Source organism: Phyllobacterium sp. T2-21 (assembly GCF_055378485.1).
In genome coordinates this window covers 115916-129542 of sequence record NZ_AP027912.1, presented here as the reverse complement: position 1 = coordinate 129542, position 13627 = coordinate 115916, and the positions used below count along the sequence as shown (strand labels likewise).

The window sequence follows — 13627 nt, the reverse complement described above, 5'->3', positions numbered from 1 at the left end:
GGAAAACGGAGCCTTTTTTCATCGCAATTGTTTCTCCATGGGTTGCCCGCCAACCCTGCGGGCTGGTTCCGCAGGCTCGCTGTCCGCATAGCCGCAGGCTTGATAGAAGCGGTGTGCGGTGCGTGTGCTCGTTAATCTGCTGAGCGTGTTTCCCCGTCCGTGGAGATAATTTTCAAGACCAAGCAGGATTGCTTTGCTGACCCCGTGAAAACGTGCATCTGGAGAGACATAATTGAGCAGGATCTGGCCGGAACTATCAGCGGCTCCCACTCCCAATATAGTCTTGCCAGTCACAGCGATCAGCATGTGCTGCCCTGGGTCGCTGATCCATTTCAAGACATTCTCCGGCGTCTTGTTGAAGAGCCATGCACCGAGGATGTGGGCGTCGCGCTTGTGATCCTCAATGCACAGTTCCTTGATTGAACGTCGCAGCACTTCGCATATCCCGTCGCTGTCGTCAGCGGTAGGCTGCCGGATCGTCATGTTCGGCTGTCCGGCGTCCGTTCGCGGCGGGCGCCGGTAATAGACATCCCATTCGTCCTCGCCCGTCTGCGTAAAGCCGTGGCGGGCATAAAAGCGTCCGGCGTCGCTTTGCTGGAGCACGCTCAGGCGGATCGGCAGGCCGGCGGCGTCGGCTTCGCCGAGCAGCCGCTGCAGAACCGCGCTGCCAAGACCTTTTCCCTGCTGCTCGGGCGCGATGTAGAAATGCTCAAGCAGCAGATCTCCGTCTGCCGGCCCCATCGCCACGCATCCGGCCAGTTCCCCCTGGGGCCGCATGATGAGCCTTGTATAATGCGGGCGGTATGAATTGCGAAAGCGGTCATAGGCGCGCCATTCGTCGAACCGCCCAATCCGTTCCAGGCTTTCACGCATGCAACGAAGGCGTAATTGCAGAAGCCGGTCGAAATCTTCTACGGTGGCGGGTTCTAGGGTGAACATGGAAAGCTGCCTGTGGTGAATCGTTTGCCTACAGGCTGGTTTTAGCGCAAGTCTTTGTCAATATTGTCATGGGTCCGCAGGGGGATTTGGAGGAGACGGGGATGATCGGCTACACGATGATCGGAACGAATGACCTGGAAAAATCCCTGCGTTTCTATGATCCGCTCATGGCGGCGATGGATCTTGATCAATGCTGGCGCGATGAGCAGTCGGTTTCATGGGGCAAGCGCGCGGATGAGTCTGTTCCGCGATTCTTCGTCGGCTATCCTTTTGACGGCGGGGCTGCAACGGTGGGCAATGGCAGTATGACCGCCTTCCTGTTCGACAATGCGGGGATCGTCGACCGGCTCCATGCGCTGGCGATGCAGAACGGCGGAAGCGATGAGGGCGCGCCGGGGCCAAGGCCGCATTACGGCGCGGGTTTTTACGGCGCTTATGCGCGCGATCCCGACGGCAACAAGCTGGCTTTCGTCTGCTACAACGCCGGATGAGAGGGACGGCGCAGGGGCTGATAATGCAAAAGGCCCCGGATATCCGGGGCCTCTTGTCTCATTCGCGATGCGCTTGTCAGCGCGCGTCGGAACCGGTTGAAACCAGCGCCTTCAATTGTTTGCTGGCTGCTGCTTTCACCGCATCCTGCACCTTCTCGAAAGCACGCACTTCGATCTGGCGCACGCGCTCGCGGCTGATGCCGAACTCGGTCGACAGGTCCTCGAGCGTTACCGGATCGTCGGCCAGGCGGCGGGCCTGGAAAATGCGCCGTTCGCGGTCATTGAGCGATGACATCGCGCCGGAGAGCATTTCGCGCCGGTTCTCCAGTTCGTCCTGTTCGATCAGCATGTCTTCGGCGCTGTCGTGGTCGTCGACCAGCCAGTCCTGCCAGTCACCGCCGGCTTCGCCGTCGGAAGAGCGGATCGGGGCGTTCAGCGATGCATCACCGGACAGCCGGCGGTTCATCGATACGACCTCGTCCTCGGACACGCTGAGACGGGTGGCTATTTCCTTGACCTGTTCAGGGTTGAGGTCGCCGTCGTCCAGCGCCTGAATCTTGCTCTTCACCTTGCGCAGGTTGAAGAACAGGCGCTTCTGGTTGGCTGTCGTGCCCATCTTGACCAGGCTCCACGAGCGCAGGACATATTCCTGGATCGAGGCCTTGATCCACCACATGGCATAGGTCGCCAAACGGAAGCCGCGTTCCGGCTCAAACCGCTTGACCGCCTGCATCAGGCCGACATTGCCTTCGGAAATGACCTCGCCGATCGGCAGGCCGTAGCCGCGATAACCCATGGCAATCTTGGCGACGAGCCGCAGATGGCTGGTCACGAGTCTATGGGCCGCTTTCGGATCGGCATGCTCCAGATACCGCTTGGCGAGCATGTACTCTTCCTGCGGTTCGAGCATGGGAAAACGGCGAATCTCTTCGAGATAACGGGTCAGTCCCCCGTCACCGGCAACAATACTTGGAAGATTTTGGGCCACTGAGCACCCCTCCTCATTGTGAGATGAACCCCCATTATCGGCGGGTTCGCAGCAACCGGCCGCCCGCATTGCGCGGCACGACCGGACCAGTGCTATCCATATATAGGTAGCATTTTGTCAAAAACACGATGCATTAAGAACCGAAACAATTTGTCACATAAACGTGAACAACAGAGTCAAGATTTCCGTCTGCGTTCTATAACGTACGGTATGAAATAAAGTTCCGCAAGTGTTTTCGATTTTTTCTGCGGGGATCCCTAAAGCGGAGTTGTCCGGAATGCGGTCAGCAGTTCGGCCATATCCTCCGGCACATCCGCTTCGAAGCGCATGACCTCGCCGGTGGACGGGTGTTCGAATGCCAGCACCTGCGCATGCAGCGCCTGCCGTGAAAAGCCCTTGACCACGCTCTGCAGCGGTTCCGCCAGCTTGTTGGCCTTGGTCTTGTAGGCGCTGCCATATTCCACGTCGCCCACCAGGGGGTGGCCGATATGGGCCATGTGCACGCGGATCTGATGGGTCCGTCCGGTTTCGAGGCGGCATTCGATCAGCGAGGCGACCGCGGTCGAATCTTCCTTTGCGCCGAAGCGTTCCTGCACGTCGAAATGCGTGACGGCATGGCGGGCGTCGTCGCGTTCCTCATGCACGACCGCCTGCTTGGTGCGGTCGCGGTGCGAGCGGCCGAGCGGCGCGTCGATGGTGCCAGTCTTGCGGTCGGGCGTGCCCCAGACAAGCGCGAGATAGGCGCGTTCCAGATCGCCGGTGCGGCCGTGATCGGCAAACTGGGCGCTGAGGTGGCGGTGGGCGAGGTCGTTCTTGGCCACGACCATGACGCCGCTGGTTTCCTTGTCGAGACGGTGCACGATGCCCGGACGTTTCACGCCGCCGACGCCGGACAGCGTATCGCCGCAATGGTGGATCAGCGCATTGACCAGCGTGCCGGTCCAGTTGCCGTTGCCGGGATGAACCACGAGACCGGCGGGCTTGTTGATGACGATCAGGTCGGCATCCTCGTAGAGAATGTCGAGCGCGATGTCTTCGCCCGCGGGCGTCGCATCTTCCGGTTCGGGAATTTCAACCGTGATGCTGATGCCTTCGCGCAGCTTGTGTTTCGTCTCGCGCACGACCTTGCCGTCGACGCTTACCTGCCCGTCGCCGATGAGCGCCTGGATGCGGTTGCGGGACAGATCCGGTGCCAGCCGCGCCGAGAGCCATGCGTCAAGTCGCTTGCCCGTTGCCTCGTTATCGGTAATTAGCTCTTTCAAAGACCGCGTCCCTTCGTTACAGAGGCTTGGTTTCGAAACCTCGGAGAATGCCATACATGGCCAATATCAATGCTGATACGGAAACGGAAGAGCAGCCGCTCGATCCAGCAATGGAACGGGTGCGCCGCAAGATGATCCGGCTTCTGGCTGTTTCCATCGGCATCATGGTGATTGGTCTTATGGCGGTGCTTGCGGCCATTGTCTACAAGATTAACCAGCCGGTGGGCGGCGCGGCCAAGCCGGCAGCGGTCCGTTCCGAGGCGCCGGGGCAGCCGATCGGCGATGCGCTGGTGGGTGAAGCCATCACGCTTGATCCCGGCACGCGCGTGCTGTCGCACAATCTTTCCGGATCGATGCTGTCGCTGGAAACGCGGCTGGCAAACGGTACGCGGCAGATTCTCGTCTATGACGTGGCGACAAAACGCGTCGTGGCGCGCATTTCGGAAGCGGCCAATTAGATATTGCAGACCGCTGCAATGACCATTCTCTTGCAAATGGTCATTGCACTTTTCGATTTGCTTGATTATACCCGCGCAATCGACTGCGCGCCCATCGTCTAGCGGTCAGGACGGCGCCCTCTCACGGCGCAAACAGGGGTTCGATTCCCCTTGGGCGTACCACTCACCTGAATTGCGAAGAAGAATGTCTGGCCGGTTTGCACCGGCCATTGATCGTATCAGGCACGCTTTTTCCTGGGTGCGGCCGCGCGCGGCCTGGTTTCGAGGCCGCTCTTGTAAAGATTGTTGCGGTCAAGGTTCTTGACATCGCGTTCGCCGCACAGCGCCATGGTGACGTCGAGCTCGTTGCGGATGATCTCCAGAGCTTGCGTGACGCCCTGCTTGCCGCCCGCACCCAGCCCATAGAGGAAGGCGCGGCCGATGAAGGTGCCCTTGGCGCCGATGGCGAGCGCCTTCAGCACATCCTGACCGGAGCGGATGCCGCCATCGAACAGAACTTCGATCTTGTCGCCGACCGCGTCGACGATATCGGCGAGCGCTGAGATCGAGGAGGGAGCGCCATCCAGCTGGCGGCCGCCGTGATTCGACACGATAATGGCATCGGCGCCGGTCGAAACCGCCATGCGCGCATCCTCGACATCGAGAATGCCCTTGAGGATGAGCTTGCCGCCCCAGCGTTCCTTGATCCAGGCGACATCGTTCCAGGACAGGCGCGGGTCGAATTGTTCATCCGTCCATGTGCCGAGCGAAGAGAGATCGCCGACACCCTTGGCATGGCCGACGATATTGCGGAACGTGCGGCGCTCGGTCTTCAGCATGCCGAGGCACCATTGCGGGCGGGTGGCCATCTGCCAGATGTGCTTGGCGGTGAATTTCGGCGGGGCGGACAGTCCGTTGCGCACATCCTTGTGGCGCTGGCCGAGAATCTGCAGATCGAGTGTCAACACCAGTGCGGAGCATTTGGCCGCCTTGGCGCGGTCGATCAGGTCTTTGACGAAGTCGCGGTCGCGCATGACATAAAGCTGGAACCAGAATGGCTTCTTCGTTACCGAGGCGACGTCCTCGATGGAACAGATGCTCATGGTCGACAGGGTGAACGGCACGCCGAATTCCTCGGCCGCCTGCGCCGCCAGCATTTCGCCGTCCGCATGCTGCATGCCGGTCAGGCCGGTCGGGGCGAGGGCAACCGGCATGGAGACCGTCTGGCCCGCCATGATGCTTTCCAGGGTCCGGTCGCTCATATCGACGGCCACGCGCTGGCGCAGCTGGATCTTGCGGAAATCCTCCTCGTTGGCGCGGTAGGTGCTTTCCGTCCAGGCACCGGAATCCGCATAGTCGAAAAACATTTTCGGCACGCGGCGCTGGGCAATTCTCTTCAAATCGGCAATTTCAACGGTCTTGGGCATGGGTTCCGTCCGGAGGTTTCTGTTTTTGATTTTCGACAATAGCAAGGTTGGGAAGACAAGCACGAGAATTGTCAGAACGTGCCAAAAAGTCATATACGATCAATTGCTTTACAGGTAAATTCTTATTGAAGGTTTGGCATAAGCCCGGCGATCTGGCTATGATCGCGCTCCTGCCTCGTTATTTTCCGAAGGATATCCATTCATGACAAAACAACCGGTTCTCGTGCTCGGCCCCCTCATGCCCTATCTGCTGGCGGAGCTGGAGAAAAGATATGCGGTGGAGAAACTCTACGCGGAAAAGGATGCGCTGAAATTCCTGCAGGAGAATGCCGGGCGTTTTCGCGCTGCGGTGACGAGCACGTTCACCGGCATCACCGCCGATATGATCGACCTGTTGCCTCAGGTGGAGATCATTTCGTCTTTCGGTGTCGGAACAGACTCGCTGGATGTCGCCTATGCCAATACCAGGGGAATCCGGGTCGCCAATACGCCCGATGTGCTGAATGAAGACACGGCGAACATGGCGCTGCTGCTGCTGCTCGCCGCGACGCGCGATCTGGTCAAGAACGATCGTTTCGTGCGCGAGGGGCGCTGGGCCAGGGGCGAAAGCGCACCGCTGGCGCTGGGTATCGAAGGCAAGCGCGTCGGCCTTGTCGGGCTCGGGCGCATCGGCAGCGTCATCGCCAAGAAGCTTCTGGCATTCGGATGCGACGTTGCCTACCACACCCGCAGCAGGAAGGCTGACGCGCCCTATGCCTATTACGACAATCTCGTCGAGCTTGCCCGCGACAGCGCCGCGCTCATCGCCATCCTGCCGGGCGGCGAGGCAACACGGGGCGTGATTTCCCGCGAGGTCCTGCAGGCGCTCGGTCCAGACGGAACATTCGTCAATGTGGCACGCGGTACGGTGGTCGACGAGGCGGCGCTGGTGGAACTGCTGCAATCGGGCGAACTTGGCCGCGCCGGACTTGATGTGTTCGCCGATGAGCCGTCCGTGCCGGAAGCCCTGTTCAAGCTCGACAATGTCGTGCTGCAGCCGCATATGGGCAGCGCCACGCTGGAGACGCGCCGCGCCATGGCGGATCGCGTCGTCACCAATCTGGAACACTATTTTGCGGAAAAGCCCTAGCCGAACACCACGGTCTTGTGGCCGTTGAGCATGACGCGGGATTCGAGGTGCTTCTTGACGGCGCGGGCGAGCACCCGGCTCTCGATATCGCGGCCGGTGGCGACAAAGTCCTCGGCGCTCATGGCATGGCTGACCCGCTCGGTCTCCTGTTCGATGATCGGGCCCTCGTCGAGGTCGGGCGTGACATAATGCGCCGTGGCGCCGATCAGCTTCACCCCGCGCTCGAACGCCTGGTGATAGGGCTTTGCCCCCTTGAAGCTCGGCAGGAATGAATGGTGGATGTTGATCACCTTGCCGAACAGCCGTTTGGACAGAGTGTCCGACAGAACCTGCATGTAGCGGGCGAGGATGACGAGATCGGCGCCGGTGTCCTTGACGATCTTCAGCAGCGCCTCCTCCTGCGCCGTCTTGTTGTCCTTCGACACGGGCAGCACATGGTAGGGGATGCCCTCATGCTCGGCAAAGCGGCGGCTGTCCTCGTGGTTGGAGACGATGGCGGCCACTTCCGCATCGAGCCAGCCGACCTTGATCTGGTAGAACAGGTGCAACAGCGCATGGTCGAACTTCGACACCATGATGACGATCTTCGGCTTCTTGGCCTGGTCGATCAGCGTGGTCTTCATGCCGAAGCGCTCGATGGCCGGCTTCAGCGCCCGCTCGACATCGTCCTTGGAGGTTTCTTCCGAGGCGGCAAAGGCGATGCGCATGAAGAAGCGGTTGGTCTGCCGGTCCCAGAACTGGTTGCTCTCGGCGATATTGGCATCCAGCGCCGCCAGCTCCGTCGTCACCGATGCCACGATCCCAGGCTTGTCTTCGCACGACAGGGTGAGGACATAGTTCTTGTTTGGCATGGGAAACTCCAGGGATACGGGCGACAATGGACGGCGATCATAGTGAGGGCGGAAGAAGCGCGTCGACACAAATGCGAAGCGCTCAGTCCTTTTTCCGGCATTCGGGTGCCCGGTCAAATGATCTTTCGTCACCGGGCGATGAGATTCCCTTCAACCGGCGGGCTTGGTTCCGTACCAGCGCGGGGTATAGACCCACTGGCCGCCATCCACCCGGTCAAAGTTCCGGGTGAGGGATGATCCCACGAGAATGACCGTGCGCATGTCGACCTGCTCGGGTGTGAGGTCCGCCAGGGTGATGACGCGCAGGGTTTCCGCCGGACGGCCGATGTCGCGGCCAAGCACGATGGGCGTTTGCGGCGCCCGGTGCTGGCGCAGGATTTCGATGGCGCGCGGCAATTGCCAGGGGCGCGGTTTGGAGATCGGATTGTAAAAGGCCATGGCGAAATCCGCTTCGGCCGCCAACGCGATGCGCTTTTCAATGATGTCCCACGGTTTCAGATTGTCGGACAGCGACAGGATGCAGAAATCATGGCCGAGCGGTGCGCCGCTGCGGCTGGCGGCCGCCATCGCGGCGGAAACGCCGGGAAGAATCTGCAGGTCGACCCCGTGCCAGGCCGGATTGTCGGATTCGTGCAAGGCCTCGACCACGGCGGCAGCCATGGCGAACACACCGGGGTCGCCGGATGAAATCATCACCACCGAGCGGCCTGACGCGGCAAGATCGAAGGCGTGGCGGGCACGCTGCATTTCCTCGCGATTGTCCGTCATGTGAATGATTTGATCGGGCCGGAAAGACCCGGCCATGCGCACATAGGTCTCGTAGCCGAGAACGTCCTCAGCACGCTGCAGTTCCTGCCTGACGGCCGGGATCATGAAGTCAGGGTCACCGGGTCCAAGCCCGATGACCGCAAGGCGGCCGCGCCGATGTCCGGCGCGTGTCACGTCATCGGGCGTGGCCGCAACGGCGATGGCAAGCCTATCGTTGCCGCTTTGGCGTACCGGCTCCTTGATGAAGGCCGATAGGATATCTCCGGCACTATTTCTGTTTGCCGGAAGCAGCCGCAGCGGCAGGCCAAGCTCAGCCGCAAGATGGTGGAGCGGGGCGCTTGCACTGCGTTCTTCGCTGGCGGCAAGGCAGACGACGGAAGCAAGCGCGATATTCTCCGCCGCAAGCGCGGCCCGCACCTCTTCAGCACTGAAATCACCGGCAATGCCGACAACCGCCACTTTGGGATGAAAGACCAGCTCGTTCTTCTGCGGGGTACTATCCGACGGCGTGATGCGGATATGCATCGTGCCGTTATCGTCGACCGGCAGGCGCGCCTCTTCCAGCCACGGCGCCGGACCATCGATCCGCACGGTCTGGCCGGCGAGAAGATCCGCGATGAAGCGCTTGCCGTCCTCGGGGTTCTGCAGATGGAATTCCGCCGGCGGATTGAGCAGGCAGGTGCCGAAGCGCAATTCGCCCGATGTGGTGATCGCAGGCGATACGTCGAGAATTTTTGACAGCTGCCGCGCCAGCACATTGACGCCGGTGGTTCCGCCGAGCAGTGGCACCACGGCGCTGCCATCGTCGGCAATGGCGAGTACCGGTGGTTCGCCGCCCTTGTTTTCCAGCAACGGTGCAAGCGCGCGGATTGTAATGCCGGCGGAGCACAGGGCGGCAATGGCGTTGCCGCTGCGGTAATGGGTGCGCAGCGTTTCGCCGAAATTGGTATAGGTGTGGTCGGCACCCTGCACGCGGCCTTCCAGCCCGTGAATGGCCGCTTCGGGATAACCGGCCTTGATCCGCAGCGCTGTTTCCATGCCCTGCGCGCTCAAAACCATCAGGACAAGCGGGGCTGTCATTCGCCGCCACCCTGCCATTTCTCGCCAGGCACCAGGATGAGCGAGAAATAGGGTGAGGACTCCGGATCGACATCGCGCAACGGCACAATGCGCTGGGCGTCCATGGTGGCGCGCTCGACGTAAAGGGCGCGGTCCATCAGCCCGAGGTCGGCGATGACATCGCGCACCTTCGCCAGATTCTTGCCGAGCTTCATGATGGCGGCCGCTTCCGTTGCGGCGAGGCGGGTTTTCAGCTCATGGGCCGGAAGCACGCCGGAGAGCACCGTCAATGTCTGGTTGCGGTAGACCAGCGGCGCACCGAGCACGGCCGCGCCACCCAGAATGGAGCAGACGCCGGGCACGACTTCCGTCTCATACTGTTCGGCCAGCCGGTCGTGGATATACATGAAGGAGCCGTAGAAGAACGGATCGCCCTCGGCAATGACGGCGACATCCTTGCCCGCATCCAGATGCGTTTTGAGACGTTCAGTGATCTCGCCGTAGAAATCGCTGACGATGGCTTCATAATTCATGTGCGCCGGCAGCTTTTCCGTGGTGACCGGATAGATCAGCGGCACAAGCAACTGTTTGTCGTTGAGATAGGTCTCGACGATGGTCAGCGCATTGCCCTTCTTGCCCTTGGCCGCGTGATAGGCGACGACCGGCGCCGCCTGCAGCAGCCGCAGGGCCTTGAGGGTAATGAGTTCGGGATCGCCGGGACCAACGCCCAGTCCGAAAAGCCGTCCAGGCTGCGGCATTATTCTTTCTCCGAAGCGAGTGCGTTGAGTGCGGCTGCGGCCATGGCGCTGCCGCCCCGCCGCCCGTGCACGACGACGAAGGGAACGCCGCGGCTGTTTTCGGCCAGCGCCGCCTTCGATTCCATCGCGCCGACGAAGCCGACGGGAAAGCCAAGGATGAGCGCGGGTTTCGGCGCGCCTTCATCGAGCATTTCGAGGAGACGGAACAGGGCGGTCGGTGCATTGCCGAAGGCCACCACGGCACCGGCGAGATGCGGGCGCCACAGTTCGAGTGCCGCCGCCGAACGGGTATTGCCCATGTCGCGGGCGAGAGCGGCGACGGACGGGTCCGAGAGCGTGCAGATGACGTCATTGTTGGCGGGCAGGCGCGCGCGCGTCACCCCTTCGAGCACCATGCGGGCATCGCACAGGATGGGTGCGCCCCCGGCCAGGGCGGCAACACCCGCTGCACCCGCGCCTTCGGAAAAGGCGAGGTCCCCGATCACATCGACCATGCCGCAGGCATGGGCGACGCGCACGGCCAGCTTTTCCAGATCGGCGGGAATGCGGCTGAGATCGGCCTCGGAGCGGATGATGGCGAAGGAGCGATCATAGATCGCCTGACCGTCGCGGATATAGTCAAGCATGCGGTGGCCCCCCAGAGCCGGAAGTGAGCGGCCTTTGGGTCGATGGCCGGGAATTCAACGGAAGGTTGCCGATCCAGTCGGCAGCTTCCTCGATAGTAACATGTGCAGCCAATAGCTTGCCAAAACGCGACGGTCCATTGGTCGCACGCAGAAATATGTTGTAGTACCCCGGTTCGGTTGCAACCAGCGTGACCGGTTTTGCCGAAGGCGAGGCGCAGGATTTGGCGCAGCCGGTCAGGTGAACCGCCATATCAGGAGCCGTGTTGCGCAGCAATGCGCCGAGCTTGAGGCCATCGGCCTGCGTTGCGCCGAGCGCCGATCCGCAACCGGCGGAGCCGGAACAACTGATCATGGTTGCAAGCGGACTATCCGGCCGGGCGGCGAACCCAAGGGCTTCAAGCTCCCGCACTGTTTGCGATGCCATGGCTTCGGGCACTTCAGGCAACATTATGCTCTGCCACGGCGTTATCAGCAGCTTTCCATTGCTGTTTTTTGCAGCCAGTGCCGCCACGGCGTCCAGCCTGTCGGGATCAAGGCGTCCGAGCGCTGGCATGGCGCCGGCAAGGCGGTGGTCGCTGCCGCGTTCCGGCAGCAGGCCGTGATGACCGTGCGGGCGGGGCAAGGACCGGCGCCATTGATCGGCCTGTTCATTGCGTATTGAAAAATTCAGACGCTTTTCCAGCTGGGCGGCGAATGCGTCGCGCCCGATGGCTGCGATCATGTGGCGGAGCCGCGAGGCCGCCGGGTTGGCCGCATTCCAGTCGATGAACACATCGAGAATCGCCGTGACCAGCTGCATGGCCCGGGATGCGCCGACACTGCCGAGGGCGGGCATGTCATCTGTCTTCGCAGGCGGTGTTCCTGCAACGCCAAAAGCAAATCGTGGATGATCACTGTCCGCGTCGATGGCGCTCAGCCAGATGTCATGGGGATGCTCCACCATGGCAACGCTTTCGCCGCCGTCGACGAGAATGGAAAATTTCGGCGACAGGCGCTGGTAGGAGGCATTGGTCTGCAGGATTTCCAGCAGCTGCAAGGCCAGCGGCCGCACGTCGAAACTGCCCGGCACGACACCGGCGATCGGGCTGACCATGACATTGCGCACATCGTCGCCCCGGTCGGTCAATGGCCCGAGCCCGGCGGCCAGCAGCGCTGCGATCAGCGGATTTTCCGTATCGGGCCGCACGCCGCGAATCTGCAGGTTGGCCCGGTTGGTGATCTCGATGACGCCATTGCCGAACTGCCGGGCTGCATCGGCAACGCGGCGCGCCTGTTCGGCACTCAGCGTGCCGAATGTCAGCTTCACCCGGCATATCGCGCCATCAAGCGCCTTGGCCATGCGAAACAATCCGGGGCAGGCGGACCGCCGGTCTTCAATTCTGTTCGGGACTGCGTCCATGGTGCTTAACTGGCTCATCGGATCAGGGTTTTACAGGATGGCCGGTGCGGAGGAAAGAATTATGATCCGCAATCGCAACGGGCATGCTGTTTGAGCTTCGTTGACCCTTCCGGCGCTTTCGGGCATGCATAGCCTCTGCAATCAACGGGACATGACATGACGCCTTGGCTGACGATTATCGGGATTGGTGAAGACGGTTATGGCGGACTGGGTGCCAATGCCCGCGCCGCGCTGGACCATGCCACCACGGTTTTCGGCGGCAGGCGGCACCTCGAATTCCTGCCGGAAACACTTGGCGCAAAGCGGATCGCGTGGCCGACGCCCTTTTCCGATGTCTATCCCACCCTGACGGCGTTGCGCGGCACCCAAGTGGTGGTGCTTGCCAGCGGCGATCCCATGCATTTCGGCATGGGGGCAACGCTGACGCGGTTCATCGACCGGAGTGAAATGCGCATTCTGCCCGCGCCGTCCTCCTTTTCCCTTGCGGCGGCGGCGATGGGCTGGCCGGTGCAGCAAGTCCAATTGCTCAGCGTGCACGGGCGGCCCGTGGAAACCCTGTTCAGATCGTTCACGCCGGGAGAAAAGCTGCTGATCCTCAGCAATGATGGCGGCACGCCGGCACAGGTGGCGCAGATGCTGACGGCCAATGGCTTTGGTTCTGCCCGGCTTACGGTGCTCGAACATATGGGCGGGGCGGCGGAACATCGCGTCGAGGGATCGGCCGGGGAATGGCATCACCCCCGGGGCGCCGATCTCAATGTTCTCGCGGTGGATTGCGGACCGGCCGAACCGGAGGCGCGGTCCTATTCCATCCTTTCGGGCCTGCCTGACGAGGCCTATGAGAATGACGGCCAGTTGACCAAGCGGGATGTCCGCGCCGTCACCCTGGCGCGGCTCGGGCCGCGTCCGGGAGAGTTGTTGTGGGACGTCGGGGCCGGATGCGGCTCCATCGGCATCGAATGGATGCGGAGCGATCCCTCCTGCCGGACAATCGCCGTGGAGGCCAATGACGGGCGGCAAGGCGTCATCGAGCGCAATGCCCGCGCGCTGGGTGTTCCAGATCTGCAGCTGGTCCGGGGGGAAGCCCCGGCAGCACTTTCCGGTCTGGCCAGCCCGGACGCCATATTCATCGGCGGCGGCGTTACCGACAGCGGTGTGATGGAGGCCTGCTGGAACGCGCTGAAGCCGGGCGGGCGGCTTGTGGCCAATGCCGTGACCCTGCAGAGCGAGGCGGCACTGATCGGCTGGCGCGGCAGGTTCGGCGGCGAGCTGACAAAACTTGCCGTTGCGCAGGCGCAGCCGCTCGGTTCCTTTGATGCGTGGCGCTCCGCCTTGCCCGTGGTGATCTATTCGGTCCGCAAACCTGCAGATTGACAGCCGGACCGGCGCCGCGACAGGATTGCGACAGGATTATGCAGTCTAAGGGGGGCGGGTGATTGCTATTGCGCGCGAATTCATATTCAACCGGTACACAAGTTCCGATCTCTCGGTCG

13 protein-coding genes and 1 tRNA gene are annotated in these 13627 nt (G+C 61.9%); 5 read left to right on the top strand and 9 right to left on the bottom strand.

What is annotated here, in order from left to right:
• Positions 1-18: 18 nt before the first annotated feature.
• Positions 19-939, bottom strand: coding sequence for a GNAT family N-acetyltransferase (locus ACZ5FP_RS00660; RefSeq protein ID WP_464661577.1), 921 nt, complete (start codon positions 937-939; stop codon positions 19-21).
• Between the two features lie 101 nt (positions 940-1040).
• On the opposite strand from ACZ5FP_RS00660, the gene ACZ5FP_RS00655 reads away from it, so the two are divergent.
• Complete coding sequence (locus tag ACZ5FP_RS00655; protein ID WP_403180656.1) at positions 1041-1430, top strand: VOC family protein; 390 nt, start codon at positions 1041-1043, stop codon at positions 1428-1430.
• A gap of 76 nt (positions 1431-1506) precedes the next feature.
• On the opposite strand, the gene rpoH is transcribed toward ACZ5FP_RS00655, so the two are convergent.
• Together rpoH and ACZ5FP_RS00645 are read right to left on the bottom strand one after the other, a co-directional pair.
• Complete coding sequence (gene rpoH, locus ACZ5FP_RS00650) at positions 1507-2418, bottom strand: RNA polymerase sigma factor RpoH (protein WP_223613638.1); 912 nt, start codon at positions 2416-2418, stop codon at positions 1507-1509.
• A gap of 257 nt (positions 2419-2675) precedes the next feature.
• Entirely contained in the window at positions 2676-3734 is a 1059-nt protein-coding gene (locus ACZ5FP_RS00645) for an RluA family pseudouridine synthase (RefSeq protein WP_464661576.1), read from the bottom strand.
• Positions 3735-3736: 2 nt separating this feature from the next.
• On the opposite strand from ACZ5FP_RS00645, the gene ACZ5FP_RS00640 reads away from it, so the two are divergent.
• Both ACZ5FP_RS00640 and ACZ5FP_RS00635 read left to right on the top strand, forming a co-directional pair.
• Positions 3737-4138 (top strand): fimbrial protein, encoded by a 402-nt coding sequence (locus ACZ5FP_RS00640; RefSeq protein WP_319025543.1) that lies wholly within the window; start codon positions 3737-3739, stop codon positions 4136-4138.
• 87 nt (positions 4139-4225) lie between these two features.
• Positions 4226-4300 (top strand) — tRNA-Glu (locus ACZ5FP_RS00635).
• Positions 4301-4356: 56 nt separating this feature from the next.
• Here the strand turns inward: ACZ5FP_RS00635 and ACZ5FP_RS00630 are convergent.
• On the bottom strand, positions 4357-5544 hold the full coding sequence (locus ACZ5FP_RS00630) for an alpha-hydroxy acid oxidase (protein ID WP_464661575.1): 1188 nt from the start codon (positions 5542-5544) through the stop codon (positions 4357-4359).
• A 202-nt stretch (positions 5545-5746) separates the two neighbouring features.
• On the opposite strand from ACZ5FP_RS00630, the gene ACZ5FP_RS00625 reads away from it, so the two are divergent.
• Positions 5747-6673 carry a 2-hydroxyacid dehydrogenase gene (locus ACZ5FP_RS00625; protein ID WP_223613635.1) on the top strand — a complete coding sequence of 309 codons (927 nt, stop codon included), beginning with the start codon at positions 5747-5749 and terminating at the stop codon, positions 6671-6673.
• Here the strand turns inward: ACZ5FP_RS00625 and purU are convergent.
• The 5 genes from purU to cobG all read right to left on the bottom strand — a co-directional run bounded on the left by purU (position 6670) and on the right by cobG (position 12134).
• Positions 6670-7524, bottom strand: a complete 855-nt coding sequence (gene purU, locus ACZ5FP_RS00620) for a formyltetrahydrofolate deformylase (protein WP_464661574.1) — start codon at positions 7522-7524, stop codon at positions 6670-6672. The two genes, ACZ5FP_RS00625 and purU, sit on opposite strands and share 4 nt — an antisense overlap.
• A 150-nt stretch (positions 7525-7674) precedes the next feature.
• On the bottom strand, positions 7675-9372 hold the full coding sequence (gene cobJ, locus ACZ5FP_RS00615; protein ID WP_464661573.1) for a precorrin-3B C(17)-methyltransferase: 1698 nt from the start codon (positions 9370-9372) through the stop codon (positions 7675-7677).
• Positions 9369-10109 (bottom strand): precorrin-2 C(20)-methyltransferase, encoded by a 741-nt coding sequence (locus tag ACZ5FP_RS00610; protein ID WP_464661572.1) that lies wholly within the window; start codon positions 10107-10109, stop codon positions 9369-9371. The genes cobJ and ACZ5FP_RS00610 overlap by 4 nt, the downstream gene beginning before the upstream one ends.
• The gene (locus ACZ5FP_RS00605) at positions 10109-10735 is read right to left on the bottom strand and encodes a precorrin-8X methylmutase (RefSeq protein WP_403180685.1); all 627 of its coding nucleotides are present in this window, start codon (positions 10733-10735) and stop codon (positions 10109-10111) included. The genes ACZ5FP_RS00610 and ACZ5FP_RS00605 overlap by 1 nt, the downstream gene beginning before the upstream one ends.
• A complete protein-coding gene (cobG, locus tag ACZ5FP_RS00600; RefSeq protein WP_464663126.1) occupies positions 10728-12134 on the bottom strand; it encodes a precorrin-3B synthase in 1407 nt (468 codons plus the stop codon). Before cobG ends, ACZ5FP_RS00605 begins: the two co-directional genes overlap by 8 nt.
• 156 nt (positions 12135-12290) lie before the next feature.
• On the opposite strand from cobG, the gene cbiE reads away from it, so the two are divergent.
• Complete coding sequence (gene cbiE / locus ACZ5FP_RS00595; protein WP_464661571.1) at positions 12291-13508, top strand: precorrin-6y C5,15-methyltransferase (decarboxylating) subunit CbiE; 1218 nt, start codon at positions 12291-12293, stop codon at positions 13506-13508.
• Positions 13509-13627: the final 119 nt, after the last annotated feature.